We start from the raw sequence: 15,971 nt of genomic DNA, 5'->3' as shown, positions 1-15,971 counted from the left end.
AGATTGTTGTGTCGGTCTTATATTTTCTTGTACCTTATAAATAAAAAATATTGTTTTATTCGTTCTGATTTTGCGATAAAACATGTTTTACAATGCCTTTCCATTGTAATAAACTATAGACAATAATTGGATTTCAATCTTTGTTTTCCCAATAGCTTTAACTTTCTAAGTACATAATCAAAAATTATTAACCAGGAGGTTCAACGCATATGAACAAAAGAAAAAAAAGCATTATCTGTCTTGCGGCAACGCTTCTTTTAACAGCAAGCCTAGGCGGCTGCCAGCCTACAAAAGAGCTGGCTGATTTGGATTTGACTTTACAAACTTCCTTTGCAGACTATAAAGAAGTTCCTGTAAACGCAAAACCATCCGTAAAAGCATATAAGACAAGTGCTAACCTCAGCAATCTCGTCAATAAAGACCGCTTTGCCTTTTCAGACGAAGCAAAAAAATTGCTAGTTCAGAACAATTTTGTTGTGATCCCAACGAATACAAGTGAATTTTTTTCAAGCTATGAATCAAATCGGTATGATTGGACACCCAATTTCGTCACCACCGATGCTATGCTTCATAACTATCATTTATATTTCAGCTACTTGCTTCGAACCATGGAAAAAGATGTCTTCTGCAAGCATTTGAATTTGCTTACGCAATCTATGCTGGAAAAAAGTGAATTACAATACGATGCTTTGAAAGATACCGAATGGGAAAACGCTTCCAAACGAAACGTCGCATTTTTCGCTGTAGCAGCTAAGCTCTTAAACCTTGATCTTACAATTCCTTCCTATGTGGGTGATGAAGTGAATACTGAATACCAGCTGATTTCCAAGCATCAGGAATCCTTTGCTTCTTCTCCAGTGATGAACATTGGAAATTCATCCAGCTCTCTTAACGAGGATTATACACAATACAGTCCCCGCGGTCATTATACAAAATCAAACGAGCTGAAACGTTATTTTAAAACAATGATGTGGTACGGGCGCATGTCCTTCCGCACTACGAATGACGATGAAACAAAATCAGCCGTTCTGATCACTCTGCTTCTCAACAGTCAAGATGTATACGATCAGTGGAACAGCATTTATGAACCAACTAATTTCTTTGTAGGGAAAAGTGACGATCTAGAATTTACACAATATATCACTCTTCTGAACGATAGCTATGGTAAGATTCCTGATCTGAGTCTTTTAAAAAAAGACTTTAAGAGATGGGATACTTTCCTTTCTGCCGTTCAGAAACTAGATCCTCCATCTATCAACTCCATACCGATCTTTGACGAATCCATTCAACCAAACCGTGATGAATCAGTCAAGGCTTTTCGCTTTATGGGACAACGCTTCACATTGGATGGCTCCATTTTCCAACGTTTGGTCTATCGGGAAGTTGGGGAAAACAGCAGTAAAGAACGCCGTATGCTTCCGAAAGGGTTAGACATTCCAGCGGCTATGGGATCACAGGAGGCTTACTCTATCTTGGATGAGATGGGCGAAACAGATTATAAAAATTATCCGGAAAATATGAAAAAAATTCAAACTCTCACTACCTCGCTGGATACTAAAACACAAACTCAAAATTTATACTTCGCTTGGCTTTACACATTATCTCCACTTACTCAACCAAAAGAAGCAGGTTACCCTTCCTTCATGCAAAATCAGGCTTGGACGCGTAAGCAATTGGAAACATACCTAAGTAGCTGGACAGAGCTCAAGCATGATACGGTTCTTTACGCAAAACAAGTTTATGCAGAAATGGGCGGCGGCGATGGAGAACAGGATGACAGAGGTTATGTAGAGCCAAATCCGGAAGTCTATGCTAGACTTGCATCTTTGTCCAGAATGATGATTGATGGCTTACAAAGCAGAAATCTCCTTGACAAAGACATTACTGCTTCATTAGAACAGCTTGAAGAGTTGTCTTTAAAACTAAAATTGATTTCTGAAAAAGAATTAGCAGAGCAAGATTTGAGTGATGAAGATTATGACTTGATTCGCAGCTTTGGCGGACAGCTGGAGCATTTCTGGATAGAAGCGTTAAAGGACGAAAACGTTGATCCGTCTGCTGCTTGTGCAAACCCAGCTGCTTTAATCAGCGACGTAGCAACGGATCCAAACGGACAGGTTTTGCAAGAAGGAACCGGTTATATCAATGAAATCTACGTCGTAGTACCAGTTGCAGGCAGCCTGCGAATTGCAAGAGGTGCCGTTTACTCCTATTACGAATTTACGTGGCCGTCCAAAGACCGTCTAACAGATGAAAAATGGAAAAACATTCTACAAGAAGGGCTTGCACCGGATACTCCGTCTTGGGCAAAATCCTATACCGCTCCTAAGGGGTCTTTAAAATGGTAAAAAAAGATTTCCGATTAAAAGCAGCAAAAATATTTTTATTGCTTCTAATTATATTCCTTTTTTGCCCAGGATCAAAGAATTCTCTCCCACACATCTATGCAGAAGAAGACCTTAATGGAAACGGGATAAAAGAAGAATATTTTTTATCCAACCATACACTTTCTGTCAAAGAGGCTGACAAAGAGATCTGGAAGACACCTCAAAATTATTACGTTGACTCCTTCTCTTTGGGAGACATCAATCACGACGGCAATATGAATTTGGTAATCAGCCTTTGGAAAAAAGGAAGCTTTGGTGAATTAAAACCGTTTTGGCATACCGAAAAAGATGAAGACTATAAAAATCATTTGTTTGTATATCAGATGCAAGATTCTACGTTTAAATCTGTATGGTGTTCCTCCAATTTAGACCGTCCGATACTATTTTTCGAAATAAAAGATCAGGATGAAGACGGATTAAATGAACTGATTGTAGAGGAAGGGGTCTATAAAAAAATGATCGGAAATTATTACACTCCAAATACGAACGGAACTACACGAACCGCGGTTTGGAAGTGGGATGAATGGGGATTTTCTCTCCAAAGAATCCTCAAATAACGGGAATGCATGATAAAAATAATATTTCAGTAAAAAAACAGAGAATTGAGGATCAACTCAGTTCTCTGTTTTTTAGCCTCATTATTCTATAACGGAAAAATTATAACCGTAATTACTTACTTTCTTTCTCTCTTTCTTAGTAGGAATTTTACCAGTTCTGAAACTAAAATAACACTAAAGGTTAAGGCAAATATTTTCATCCACATTCCAAATTCAAGGGCAACGGTTCCAAAAAATGCACCTGCAAACTGAATAATTAGAATCTGTAGCACAAACGTTATTGAAATAACCACAAGCATGATTTTATTCTTCAACAAATTCTTAAAGATACTGGTCGTATAAAGCTCACGACAATTAAAAGCATTAAACAGCTGAAACAATGCAAACAGAGTAAATAGTACTGTAGTCATTTCTTCGTCCCCCGCGCTTAAAAAGTTGAGCAGGTATTGACATAGAAAAATAGTGGAAATATATAATCCGGTCACCCCGATTTTTATAAACATCGTACGAGATATAATATTATCGCTTCTCTTTGTTGGTGTCCGGCTCATTAAATCATCATAGATTGGCTCTAACCCTAAAGTAAGTGCCGGCGGTCCATCCATTATAATGTTGATCCACAGCAATTGCAACGCAGTAAACGGGGCTTTCAACCCAAGCAAAATCGATGTAAAGACAACAATGACCGAAGAGACGTTTACCGTCAGTTGAAATTGAATAAACCGCTTAAAATTTTCGTAAATTCCACGTCCCCAAGCAACTGCCTTAACAATTGTTGAAAAGGAATCATCAAGCAGTACAATATCACTGGCCTCCTTGGAAACTTCGGTTCCTGATATCCCCATAGCAATACCTACATCTGCATTTTTCAATGCGGGTGCATCGTTGATGCCATCTCCCGTAACAGCAACTACATTTCCCTGAGATTTCAAAAGTTTAACGATACGCATTTTTATTGAAGGTGTGCTTCGAGCAATTACACTGATTTGCGGCAGCATGTCCAGCAATTCCGAATCACTGAGATCAGCAATCTCGTTTGCTTCTACTGCAATTCGCTTCCCTTCTAATATATGAAGCTCTTTGGCAATGGCAGTTGCTGTAATGATATTATCACCTGTAAGTATTTTTAAATCCACTCCTGCATTTCGGCAATTTGCTACAGCTTGATACACATCTGTACGCAGCGGGTCTGATATGGCAACAAATCCGTCAAATATCATATCCGTTTCCATATCGTTATGGTGATTTTCATCTTCATAATCACGCATTTTATCCAGCTCCTTATGCGCAAATGCAATAACACGCATCGCTTTTTTTTGAGCAAGGGCAATAACGTGTTCGATTTCTTTCCTTTCTTTATTTGTAAGGCTGCACATTGTAAATACACACTCCGGGCTACCTTTTACATAGGAAATCAGTTTTCCATCCACTTTACTGATTGTCGTCATATGTTTCAGTTCGGATGAGAACGGGAATGCATGTAATATTTCATGATCGTCGCGTTCGTTCTTATACGATTTATCTCTCTTCTTTCTTACTTCCGAGCTTTCGTAAAAATTCAACATTGCACATTCTGTGGGATTCCCAATAAATGCTCCGTCTCTTGAAAGATCAGCTGTTGTATTCAAGCAGATATTATGAATCAGCCAATCTGAAGAAAGCTCGGATGGTTTCTCTTTCCATGTGTCATCATAAAATGCAGATACAGTCATTTTGTTTTCTGTTAATGTACCCGTTTTATCAGAACAGATCACATTAATACATCCTACTGTCTCAGAAGCAATCATCTTTTTCACCAACGCATTTTGCTGGGAAAGCTTAATGATGTTAATCGATAAAGAAACGGCTACAATTGTCGGAAGTCCTTCAGGTACGGCAGCAACAATAAGAACAATGCTAGTAACAAAGGCATCTAAAACATCTTCCAGTACAAGCGTTCCTGCTAATGCAAATGAGATTAATTCTGAAATAAAAACAATCGCTGCTGCAATTACACCAAGTATGGTGATGGTTTTTCCAAGCCTCGCCAGTTTTTCCTGCAACGGTGTAGACGCTCGCTCTGTTTTTGTTAATTCCTTTGCAATCTTTCCAAATTCGGTGCTGTCTCCTACCGCAGTCACCACCATTTTCCCGTGTCCACCAGTAATAAAATTTCCGGAATACAGCATATTTGCCCGTTCTGCAAGTGGTATTTTTTCATCTAGAAAAGCAGCATCTGCATCTTTCTTCGCCGGTAAGCTTTCTCCGGTTAAAGCAGATTCATCTGCAGAAAGCCCTGTGCTCTGCAAAAGTCTGCCGTCTGCCGGAATCTTATCTCCTGTGGAAAGAACTACAATATCACCTACTACAATCTCTTTCTGGCTCAGCATCTGCGTATCTCCGTTACGCAACACCTTTACAATCGTGTCATCACTGATTTTTGACAATGCCTCAAATGCTTTTGCACTCTTTCCTTCCATAACAACGGTGATCAGAACTGAAAGAAAAATTGCAGCAAAGATTCCAATGCATTCTAAAAAATCTGCCTCAGATCCAGTAGAAGCGCGTATTACATTAACAATAAGTGCAATTATTCCCGCCATAATCAACATCAGGATCATCGGCTCTCTAGATGCCCCCGCAATACGCTTAAGCAAGGATTCCGGTTTTTCTTTAGTCAGTGTATTATCTCCATACTTTTCACGATTTTTTGTTGCTTGATCATTTGTTAAACCAGATCGTTCATCGGTATTTAACTTACAGACAAGCTTGCTTTTGTCTTCTTGAAACTCTAACAATGTCTTTTCTCCTTCTTTTAAATTTTGACTCACGAAACAAAAAGAAAACTTTTCTCGTCTCGCTAACATCGTCTGCGATATTCCTATACAATATAAAAAACTCGTGCATAGCCGTACTATGCACGAGTTAAAAAAAAGACCATGCACAGCTAAATGCTATACATGAGTCTCGTTTATTAAGGCAAGCCAGACCAAAAAAGGTCAGTATGTTGACTTGACACGCAAAATTCTGCGCAAACTACTCCCTCACGAGTAAATTAAATTGTCTGTTCATTATGCCATATAGGCTATAATTTGTCAATCTATTATAAAAATAAATCCGACTTCCTTTTATGCGCAAAAAAATTATCCGATCTCCCTTATCTATTTATCACATCAGCCACATTACCTTCATACCTTGCTACCGTTCCACTCATCAGTTCAATCCCCAGAACGCCATCAAAACTCTTATCTGGTACATTCCATTTATACTGCACTGTGGTTTTTCCAATACCAAAACCTTTTTCACCAGTACTGTCATTGTCATATGCTGATGCCACTCCAACTAACTCTCTTTGACTAAAGGTCTCTGTTCCTCTCGGGGTAAGATAAAAGAAAATATAATCAACATCTCCTTTAAATTGTACGTGAATCCGAGTATCATCCTTTAAAGGAATCCAACCGTTATCATCCACCGCAATTTCAACACTATTCTCATCTTCTAAAGTAACATTTATAAGTGTTGGAACCTTTTCCGTTGTTCCATCTTTATCGGTGCAGCCACACATAATAAGTACTGCCACAGCCAAGAAACAAAAAATCTTTATTTTCATCCTTCTTCTCAATTTATAACTCCTTCATCCTCATACGAGTGATGTATAGAAATCTACTGCCCCTCTAATTTCATTTTCATCCGGATGCCCTTTGTTGATCCCACCCATCAATTTTAACGGCCCATACGTGTCATACCCGCAGCAACCATATGAACCGAGAGAAATACACCCATTCGCTTCTAAAATCCCACATATATTTTTTGAATAATCTTTGCTGTTCTTCCCACAAGAGTACAAGAAAAACACCTTTTTTCCCGAAGGAACAGAGCGTGCTAGAGATGTTATCTTCTTGTAGAATTTCCCAAATGCAGCCCCAGACGCGAATCCAATCATGTCGTAGCGTTCATAAGGAATGGAATTGGTTTTTGTTGCATCTACCAGGTCGACTTCGTTTTTTTTGGCAATTGCATCCACCAGTATTTTTGTGTTCCCATGATGAGTCGATTCATATACAATAACAACTTTCATTCTTGTATCCTCCTATATTATAATTGTGTACTTGCAGCACTTACACTTCATTCTAACAATTATTGAGCTTCTCATTCTTTGCTGTTTTGTGAAATGAAACAAAAATCATTCATCAAAAGTCACTCATTAAATGTTTCCTTCTATTTAATATAACAGAAAGACTTCCGATGAACAACAAGAATCGTTACCATAAAGATATCGGTTTCCTTCGAAGAAACTCTTCAAATATCACTTTATTTCAACATTAATCGCTAATTTGCGATATACTTTAATTAAAAAATCTTTATCTTCAAATACTCTCTTGGTCAAAGTTGCGATTTCTCTAATAAAAAATATTAGAGCTCAAATGAACTCTAATATTTTTGGTGGAGAATAGGGGGATCGAACCCCTGACCTCCGCATTGCGAACGCGGCGCGCTCCCAGCTGCGCTAATTCCCCTTATTTTACGTTTCCTATCATTTACAATGTCATTATACTCCTGGGATTAAAATTCTTCAATCGCAATTGCATCTTTTTAATTTATTTATACAGCTTCCATCAATCATATCCTCAAAATGTAAAAACTTCTTGACATTATTTTGCTGATCTGTTATATTGAAAATGTCAAAACAATTATACATTATGGAGGTGTCAAACTATGAGAAAAATGGATGAGATGGAAACAAAAATAGCTTTAGATTCTATTAAATGGGCCTGGTCGTTTACCGTTATTGCATTGTTTATATGGGGCATATATGATTTTATAAAACTCGGTAATATTACGTTACCGTTTTACCTTTTGATAATTCAAAATATTGTTTATTTTTTTGCTACGCAAATCTCTAAATGGAAAGCGGGAGATAAAAGCGGAAAAAAGATCATCATATGGTATCTAACTGCAGTTGTTGTGTGTCTGATTTTTTTTGGCGCTATTCTTTTCTTTTTAGAAAGATAAGGTGCTACCATGAAAAATAAAATTAAAGAATTGCGAAAAAATATGGGGTTACGGCAAGAGGATATTGCAAATGAATTAGGAGTAACTAGGCAAACTATAAATGCTATTGAAAACGACAAATACAATCCAACACTTGAATTAGCCATGAAACTTGCAAGATTACTAAAAACGTCTGTTGAAAACATATTTGAGTTACCAGACTAAATATAAATAATACTTGCTTCAAGTTTACCACATATAAAAAGTCATGTATGAGGATTTGATCTCATACATGACTTTACGTTGTTTCATTCGTACAAAATAGATGTGATCTTTATCATATAATAATACGATATCATCCCGAAGTTATCATGACGGTTATTTTACACTTCCTTTGGATGAATCTAAATGAAAAGCTTAATTTAATACTTCTGGATTACAAACGTAACCGCTTCACTTGAATCCGCACCGTTGCTAGGTTCTTCAATATCGAACATTTCATCGTTAATGCCAAGGATGTTGATCTGCAATGGGTAGCTTTCCATAATTATGCCGTCATAATAGATCGTTACGGCATCACCTACGTTGAGTGTTTTGCTGTAATCGGCAATATTGATACGAACGGCATCTCCAGAGCTACGGATCTCTTCACCTTCATCGGGTGTCACGATTGCTCCATCCCCATCAATGCTGTCAATTTTGCCTTTGAACTGCACAACATCAAACAAATCAGTACCATCAGTGATTCCGTCTTCCAGTGCTGGTGCTGTTATAGGCATTTTCAACCCGACTTGGCTGTTTAGAATGGGTTCTTTCAAGTCGGTGGCAACAGAGGCATAGGCGGTTAAACTGAGACACATAACGCACCCGAGAGTCATTAACAAAATTTTCCTATTTTTTTTCATTGTTATTCTCCTTTTCATTTTAAGCATTTTGTTTTGCTCATATCTTTTAGATGCGTCTAGCTTTGCGTTTTGTTGGCAATTTGTCTGTATTTCTAAAAAATACGATTAAAGCTGTTGCCGACAATAAAAAGCATATACCGAGCACAATAACCCACGCATCAATTATTGGCGGTGCTGGAATATTGACGGACGATTCCATATCCATTTCCGGGATTTCAATGTATTCTGTATCAAATGCACGAATCAGCTTATAAGCAAAGCCTGTGCCTAGCATGATGACAAACGTAGCCATTGTAGAAAGCGCAGTACGCAGTTTCTTGATGGACATGTTATATGTCCATTGAATTGTACCGATCGGCTTCTGCAGCATGTGGGATATTTCTTTATGGCTCATACCACCTAACACTTTCAGTGTGACAATCTGCCGTTGCTTTTCGTTCAGAGATGAAATCAAAGTGTAGTAGTTTTCCATATCGACAAATTCCTCAATGCTTTTATCAATCATTGGAAGTTTTTCATCAATTGTACTGATGTCAATAGTCTGCTTTTCCTTACGAAGCAACATAAGCGCTTCGTTTTTGACGACGGTATACAGCCATGTCAACACATGCGCTTCGGGGAATTTATGTGGTTCGAGGACAAATAGCTTAATTAACGTATTTTGGACAGCATCCTTGCTCACCTCGTCGTCGCCGGTAATTGAATATGCGATGCCGTACATAATACGAAAATAATGTTCATATAAAAGCTCGAACCCTCGCTGTTCTTTGTTTTTCATCAAATCAAATATAGTTTCAATTTTAACAGTATTCATTTTATCTCCTTTATCCTTATACTGTTTAAATGCGGCAGCAACATTATTTTGTTGGCTTTTTACAAAAAAATATAATTATGAACACTCTTGCAGATGCAAGTTCTCAATCAATTTCACAAAAGCAAGACAAAAAAATAAAAAATGAGACATAAGGCTCATTTTTAATTGTGTGTCATGAGTACAAAATAGATGAACATCCCGTTCTTCATGTTTTGTTTTAGTACTAACTTTCTATATATTGCAATGTACACTTTAGAAATTCTAAATAAAAATTCATATTCTCAATCTTGAACTTAAAACCCTAATTCTTGATCCACAAAGATAATTTCACATTTCATTTCCATTGGTACTCTTTCAATCATCGAAATAATGCGGCATATTCGGTCGGGGCTGTTGCAGTCATAACACTTATCTCCCTTAACTGCGCATGGAGTTTTAGCCCCCAAGCGTCTTGCATTCAAAGGAGCAGCCACATTTTTGCAACGCTGATACGCTTCGCTAAGATTCGGTGTAATTTTATTTTTTCCTACAACATAGTAACAGGATTGAGGTCCAAAAGCAGTCATAGCAACACGATTTCCTGTTCCGTCAATATTAAGAATCTCTCCTGTCTCCGTTACTGCATTCGCACTGGTTATATATACATCTGAACAATTTGCCAGTTTTCTTACTGCTAAGCCTGGAATTCTATTGTGCCATGTAACAACATTTTTTTGTTGTAATGCTTCAAACAGACCCATTTCCTTTAAAGTCTCACTTCCACCAAATCCAATCGTTTGATTTTGTAAAATATCGACAAGATAGCAACAAGCTTCTTCTTTTGTTGAAAAAAGCTGTGTTGAAAAACCATGATGTTCAAAATTTTGTTTTATTTCCAAATAATCCACAAGCTCATCTCCCGTATATAAAAATTTCAAATTAAAAGTATCAGATAAAGAATCAGGCTAAAATGGACATGCAATTCTGCATTCATTTTAGCCTGATAATTTTGGTGAAGGCGGTGAGAGTCGAACTCACGTCCGAAAGCATTTCCACAGAATTTTCTCCGAGCGCAGCTGATGATTTAATGTTTCGCCTCTATGATCGCCCATCAGCAGGCTATCATTTCAGCTATCCTATTGTTCCCCTGTGCTACTAGGAGCTCACACAGAGTTTTCCTGTATAATTGACGCCAGGTATCCGACCTACAGGTGAATCGGAGCTGACGACGCGCCGCTTAGCGGCAGCTGCTTAAGCAGCTAAAGCGTAATTGTTATTATTTTTAGCGTTTATATTTAAACGTGCCACTTTTTACGTAGACTTGGCAACTACGGCTCGCTGATCCAGCTTCTACACCCCCGTCGAAACCTTTACGCCCCCAGGTAATGATAAAGCTTTTACTTTACATATACATTATACCTTAAAATTATAATTTTAACCATTAAAAATTTATTAAATATCTAGGTTATATTTCTTGTTTATGGATATATTTTACATTGCATTTTTTTCAAAAAAAACTTATAATAGAACAGTTTTATCTTATAATTTGACAAGGAGATCTCTATGACTAAAAAACTAATTCAATATTTCCAAATTAAGGAACACAAAACAACGATACAAACAGAAGTGATTGCAGGTATCACTACATTTGTCGCAATGGCTTATATTTTAATCGTCAATCCAGTTATTTTAGAAGAATCTGGTATGAACTACGGTGCCGTTTTTACAGCAACTGCTGTTGCTGCTCTCCTTGCTACTTTTTTCATGGGGGTATGGGCTAAACTTCCAATCGCACTTGCTCCTGGAATGGGATTGAATGCCTTTTTTACCTATTATGTTGTACTTCAGTTAGGCTACACCTGGCAGTTTGCTCTGACCGCGATTTTAATTGAAGGTATTCTTTTCATCTTATTATCTCTATTTGATATTCGTGAATCCATCATAAATAAAATGCCGGCAACGCTAAAAAAAGCAATTTCGGCAGGAATCGGTCTTTTCATTGCCTCGATCGGTTTGAAAAATGCACATATCATCGTAGCGGACACCTCAAATTTAATTACACTTGGCGATCTTTCCGAACCGACTGCTTTACTCGCCAGCATTGGTTTGATTGTAACCGGTATTTTCTTGGTAAGAAAAGTTCCTGCGGCTTTACTTCTTGGAATTATTGCTACAACAATTATCGGATTACCACTTGGCGTTACGATGCTCCCTTCTTCTATTGTTAGTCTTCCGCCTAGCATTGCTCCAATATTTTTTCATTTCGACTTTACAAATTTCTTTACAATTGACATGCTATTAATCGTTTTCACATTTCTGCTTGTGGATATTTTTGATACAGCCGGCTCTCTCATTGCCTTCGCTATGCGTGCAGACTTACTAGATGAGAACGGAAATTTCCCACATGCAAAAAAAGCTCTTCTATGTGATGCTGTAGGTACTACTTTGGGTGCCTGTTTAGGGACAAGCACCGTCACCACGTTTGGTGAATCCGCTGCCGGAATGGCTGCGGGAGGCAGAACAGGATTGACTGCTTTAACAACATCTGCCTGCTTTTTCCTCGCACTATTTTTCTCACCTCTAATTTTGATCGTGCCAAGTGCTGCGACTGCCCCGGCTCTTGTCTTAGTAGGATTGTTTATGGCCGTTCCCATTAAAGACATTCCTTTTGACGACTATTCCGAAGCAATCCCCGCATTTTTAACTATTACAATGATGCCTTTTGCATCCAGTATTGCAGATGGTATTGGCTTTGGTATTCTCTCTTATTTTCTATTGAAATTAATCGGAGGTGCTGAAAAGAGAAAAGAATTGAATGTAATGATTGTTGTCGTCGCACTTCTATTCTTAATTAAATATTTATTTTTATAAACAAATGTCTTAACATAATAAAAATGGCTGTGCCACTTCCGCCATTATAAAAAGCATTGGCTTACTGCCAATGCTTTTTCATTTGCTGTTCCATACGTCGATCCGCATCTTTTTTCGCAATATCATCACGTTTATCAAATAGCTTCTTTCCTCTGGCAACGGCAAGTTCCATCTTTGCCAAGCCTCGTTCGTTCAAATATAATTTTAAAGGAATAATCGTCAATCCTTTTTGTGTTGTATATCCGATTAATTTACGTATCTCCTGTTTATGCAGCAAAAGCTTACGTTCTCGCATCGGATCTGTATTATAACGATTTCCCTGTTCATACGGGCTGATATGCATATTGTAAATAACGACTTCCCCATTATCAATTTTTGCATAACTTTCTTTTAAATTAACTTTTCCTTGGCGAAGTGATTTAATTTCTGTACCGGTCAATACAATACCCGCTTCATAGACCTCGTCTATAAAGTAATCATGCCGCGCTTTTTTATTATTGGCAATCAGCTTCCTTTGTCTCACTGTTCTCACCTTCCTTTATAAAAAGCCTATTTCATCAAATGGATAGAGCCGCAAAACGACCTTCCCCAAAATATCCTTCATTTCCACCTGTCCAATGCTTGGGTCTCTGCTATCTAGGCTATTCCCACGATTATCTCCCATTACAAAAATACAATTTTCTGCAACAGTGATTTCATCCAATTCACCGGAAGTGACTCCGTCATAAATATAGTCTTCTTTTAATGCTTCTCCATTTCTGTAAACTGCCCCATCTTTCACAGAAATATGATCCCCTGGTACTCCAATCACTCTCTTAATTAAGTCCTTCTCTTCACCGTTTTCCATATAAATATGCGCCTTAAATACAACAATGTCGCCATGCTGAGGCATTCCCTTGATATAAGGGATTTTATTCACAATCATATAGCTGTTCGGCTGTATGGTCGGATACATCGAATATCCTTTTACCAAAGTTGGTTTAATAAAGCTTGTTATAAGAATAGCAATCACTAGCGCCATTAATATCGTTTTTACAAAATCCCAAATTGCTGCTTTCATTTTTTCTCCCCTGTTTACTTTAAGATATAAAAATTTTAAAGCGATTCCGTCATATCATTGACTGACTATAATAAATTATTTATTTAAGAAATCCAATTTTATTAAACGGATATAGGCGTAAAACCGCTTTTCCCACTAAGCGAGTCTGCGCAATGCATCCAACTTCCGAATCTCTGCTGTCAGTGCTGCCTTGTCTGTTATCCCCCATTACAAACAAGCTGCCCTCAGGAACGGTAATGTCCGACATAATCGTGGACGTATAATGTTCTAAAGTATAGGATTCATCTAATGCTTCTCCATTCCGAAAAACAACGCCATCCTGTATACGTATCACATCACCCGGTAAACCAACAATGCGTTTAATCAACATTTTTTCTTGTCCTTCTGCTGTTGTTAAATCGCTATGGAATACGATAATATCTCCATACTGCGGTTCCTCAAACGCATAAGCCTGCTTACTTAAAAAGATATAATCCCTTTCATTTAAAGTCGGCATCATGGAATGGCCTTGCACAATGGTCGGTTTAATAAATTGTATGATAATCAGTCCAATAACAACTGCTATTATAATCTCTTTCATCCACTCTTTCGTATTTTGGCTCAAATAAACATCTCCCCTCGTTTTTTATCCGCATCTCTTTATTATGTATCAAATGACTCCCAATCATTTCTTCAACAAAAAATAAAGGATTTTTATTTACTTCAGAAATCCGATTTTATTAAATGGATATAACCTAAGAAATGCTTTTCCAACCAAACGTTTTTCTTCAATGCATCCCACATCCGGGTCTCTGCTATCGATGCTGTTTTGTCTATTATCTCCCATTACAAACAAGTTGTCCTTCGGCACCGTAATGTCTGACATAACCGTAGAAGTATACTGTTCTAATGTATAAGTTTCATCCAGCGGTTGTCCGTTTCGAAAGACGACTCCGTCTGCTATGCTGATCACATCGCCCGGCAGTCCAATCACTCTTTTGATAAGGCGTTTCTCTTTTCCTTCCGCCGTTTTCAAATCACTTTGAAATACAACGATATCACCATATTTAGGTTCTCCGAAGGTGTAGGATTGTTTGCTTAAAAAAATGTAATCATTTTCATTTAAGGTTGGCATCATAGAATGCTCTTTTACAATGGTCGGTCTAATAAATTGTATGATAATCAGTCCAATGATTACCGCAAATACAATATCTTTAATCCATTCTTTCGTATTTTGACTCAAATTACTCAACTTCCTTTCTTACCTTACATTTTCTAATCGAATTTAAATCAGAAACTTCTCAATTCAATTTTCATTCAAATAAATTTTTTTTGATAGACTCCATATATGAGGTCAATGGTGCAGTAACCATTTTCCCTTCTAAGTAGCTTATCGGTTCATGCGCATGAGCGAAATACAATTTGTAAGCGTGCAAAAATTGTGTAGACAGCCCAAAGCGTTTTTTCAATTCACGATTTGCCTTTGCATTCCCGTACTTTTCATCACCAATTACACAATATCCTGCACTCTGCATATGTGCCCTTATCTGATGTGTTCGTCCGGTTATCAATTCAATTTCCACTAGAGTATATCCATTTGCAGATTGTATCGGACGTGCGATCGTTTCGATCATTCGTCCATCGCTACCTTCTTCTAATTTATGTACACTTACTTTGTTTTTTATTTCATCTTTTATCATCTTGTCCATTAAATGAAGTTCATTTTTTAATTCGCCGCATACAATCGTTAAATAATACTTTTTTACGCATTCCTTTTCTCGAAGCATTTGATTTAACGTCTGCAGTGTACGATTGTCCTTTCCGAAAATGACCAGCCCGGTCGTATTACGGTCCAAGCGATTCACCGGTGACGGTGCAAATGTGCGTTCCAAACGGGGACGATACTCTCCAGTTTCAATTAAATAACTAATCACCTGATTTGCTAAAGTATTCTTTTTTTCCGTTCGGTCTCCATGTACCAAAAGTCCAAATGGTTTTTCTGCAATCAGAATGTGCGCATCCTCATATGCGATGTGGAACTGTTTTTTGGAATGCTGCAATTTCTTTGTCTTTCTAAGATTTTCAGCTTCTTCGTCTGTGATGTAGATATTTAATTCATCTCCCAGTTTCAAAATGGCTTCTGCCTTGCTTCGTTTTCCGTTTATTTTTATGTCCTTGCGAATCAACTTATAAAGGTGACTTAACGAAGCACTCTTAAAGTACTTTTTCAAAAAACGATCCAATCTTTGATTTTCTTCGTTTTCCGTAATGGATATTTTTATCATGCTTCCTCCTGATGCAATTATTACTTTGCTATTATACATCATTTTTTCTTAAATTGGAAATGCCATAAACGTGTAATTGAAATTTAATAATCCCATGCTCCATTTTTATTGAGATTATTAGGAAATTATGATAGATTAAAAGAGAAGTTTGACGAAAGTCATG

16 protein-coding genes, 1 tRNA gene and 1 other RNA gene are annotated in these 15,971 nt (G+C 37.4%); 5 read left to right on the top strand and 13 right to left on the bottom strand.

The window, feature by feature from the left end; genetic code table 11:
- Positions 1-209: 209 nt before the first annotated feature.
- Positions 210-2,348, top strand: coding sequence for a DUF3160 domain-containing protein (locus U5921_RS08710; RefSeq protein WP_324822416.1), 2,139 nt, complete (start codon positions 210-212; stop codon positions 2,346-2,348).
- On the top strand, positions 2,342-2,944 hold the full coding sequence (locus tag U5921_RS08705) for a hypothetical protein (RefSeq protein WP_324822413.1): 603 nt from the start codon (positions 2,342-2,344) through the stop codon (positions 2,942-2,944). Before U5921_RS08710 ends, U5921_RS08705 begins: the two co-directional genes overlap by 7 nt.
- 116 nt (positions 2,945-3,060) lie before the next feature.
- Here the strand turns inward: U5921_RS08705 and U5921_RS08700 are convergent, their stop codons facing one another.
- The 4 genes from U5921_RS08700 to U5921_RS08685 form a co-directional block, all read right to left on the bottom strand.
- Complete coding sequence (locus U5921_RS08700) at positions 3,061-5,721, bottom strand: calcium-translocating P-type ATPase, PMCA-type (protein ID WP_324822410.1); 2,661 nt, start codon at positions 5,719-5,721, stop codon at positions 3,061-3,063.
- A gap of 359 nt (positions 5,722-6,080) precedes the next feature.
- A complete protein-coding gene (locus U5921_RS08695; RefSeq protein WP_324822408.1) occupies positions 6,081-6,545 on the bottom strand; it encodes a hypothetical protein in 465 nt (154 codons plus the stop codon).
- 18 nt (positions 6,546-6,563) lie between these two features.
- Positions 6,564-7,001 (bottom strand): flavodoxin, encoded by a 438-nt coding sequence (locus tag U5921_RS08690; protein WP_324822405.1) that lies wholly within the window; start codon positions 6,999-7,001, stop codon positions 6,564-6,566.
- Positions 7,002-7,364: 363 nt separating this feature from the next.
- Positions 7,365-7,440, bottom strand: a tRNA-Ala gene (locus tag U5921_RS08685).
- A gap of 199 nt (positions 7,441-7,639) precedes the next feature.
- Between U5921_RS08685 and U5921_RS08680 the strand changes: the two genes are divergently transcribed.
- Positions 7,640-7,936, top strand: coding sequence for a hypothetical protein (locus tag U5921_RS08680; RefSeq protein WP_324822402.1), 297 nt, complete (start codon positions 7,640-7,642; stop codon positions 7,934-7,936).
- 9 nt (positions 7,937-7,945) lie between these two features.
- Positions 7,946-8,140 (top strand): helix-turn-helix transcriptional regulator, encoded by a 195-nt coding sequence (locus tag U5921_RS08675; RefSeq protein WP_324822399.1) that lies wholly within the window; start codon positions 7,946-7,948, stop codon positions 8,138-8,140.
- 197 nt (positions 8,141-8,337) lie between these two features.
- Here the strand turns inward: U5921_RS08675 and U5921_RS08670 are convergent, their stop codons facing one another.
- The 4 genes from U5921_RS08670 to ssrA form a co-directional block, all read right to left on the bottom strand.
- Positions 8,338-8,793: a hypothetical protein gene (locus U5921_RS08670; RefSeq protein WP_324822396.1), complete on the bottom strand. Its 456-nt coding sequence runs from the start codon at positions 8,791-8,793 to the stop codon at positions 8,338-8,340.
- A gap of 73 nt (positions 8,794-8,866) precedes the next feature.
- Positions 8,867-9,634, bottom strand: a complete 768-nt coding sequence (locus U5921_RS08665) for a sigma-70 family RNA polymerase sigma factor (RefSeq protein WP_324822393.1) — start codon at positions 9,632-9,634, stop codon at positions 8,867-8,869.
- Positions 9,635-9,927: 293 nt separating this feature from the next.
- Entirely contained in the window at positions 9,928-10,521 is a 594-nt protein-coding gene (locus U5921_RS08660; protein WP_324822390.1) for a lactate utilization protein, read from the bottom strand.
- Positions 10,522-10,623: 102 nt separating this feature from the next.
- Positions 10,624-10,993, bottom strand: a transfer-messenger RNA (tmRNA) gene (gene ssrA / locus U5921_RS08655).
- A gap of 183 nt (positions 10,994-11,176) precedes the next feature.
- Between ssrA and U5921_RS08650 the strand changes: the two genes are divergently transcribed.
- Positions 11,177-12,484, top strand: a complete 1,308-nt coding sequence (locus tag U5921_RS08650) for an NCS2 family permease (RefSeq protein WP_324822387.1) — start codon at positions 11,177-11,179, stop codon at positions 12,482-12,484.
- A gap of 61 nt (positions 12,485-12,545) precedes the next feature.
- Here the strand turns inward: U5921_RS08650 and smpB are convergent, their stop codons facing one another.
- From smpB to U5921_RS08625, 5 genes are all read right to left on the bottom strand, one after another.
- The gene (smpB, locus tag U5921_RS08645; protein WP_324822384.1) at positions 12,546-13,007 is read right to left on the bottom strand and encodes an SsrA-binding protein SmpB; all 462 of its coding nucleotides are present in this window, start codon (positions 13,005-13,007) and stop codon (positions 12,546-12,548) included.
- A gap of 15 nt (positions 13,008-13,022) precedes the next feature.
- The gene (gene lepB / locus U5921_RS08640; RefSeq protein WP_324822381.1) at positions 13,023-13,544 is read right to left on the bottom strand and encodes a signal peptidase I; all 522 of its coding nucleotides are present in this window, start codon (positions 13,542-13,544) and stop codon (positions 13,023-13,025) included.
- Positions 13,545-13,623: 79 nt separating this feature from the next.
- Entirely contained in the window at positions 13,624-14,148 is a 525-nt protein-coding gene (lepB, locus tag U5921_RS08635; protein ID WP_324822378.1) for a signal peptidase I, read from the bottom strand.
- A gap of 93 nt (positions 14,149-14,241) precedes the next feature.
- A complete protein-coding gene (gene lepB, locus U5921_RS08630) occupies positions 14,242-14,766 on the bottom strand; it encodes a signal peptidase I (RefSeq protein ID WP_324822375.1) in 525 nt (174 codons plus the stop codon).
- A gap of 70 nt (positions 14,767-14,836) precedes the next feature.
- Positions 14,837-15,808, bottom strand: coding sequence for an RluA family pseudouridine synthase (locus tag U5921_RS08625; RefSeq protein ID WP_324822372.1), 972 nt, complete (start codon positions 15,806-15,808; stop codon positions 14,837-14,839).
- Positions 15,809-15,971: the final 163 nt, after the last annotated feature.

The organism is Sinanaerobacter sp. ZZT-01 (assembly GCF_035621135.1).
Lineage (GTDB): Bacteria > Bacillota > Clostridia > Peptostreptococcales > Anaerovoracaceae > IOR16.
This window is presented reverse-complemented; position numbering and strand designations above follow the sequence as displayed.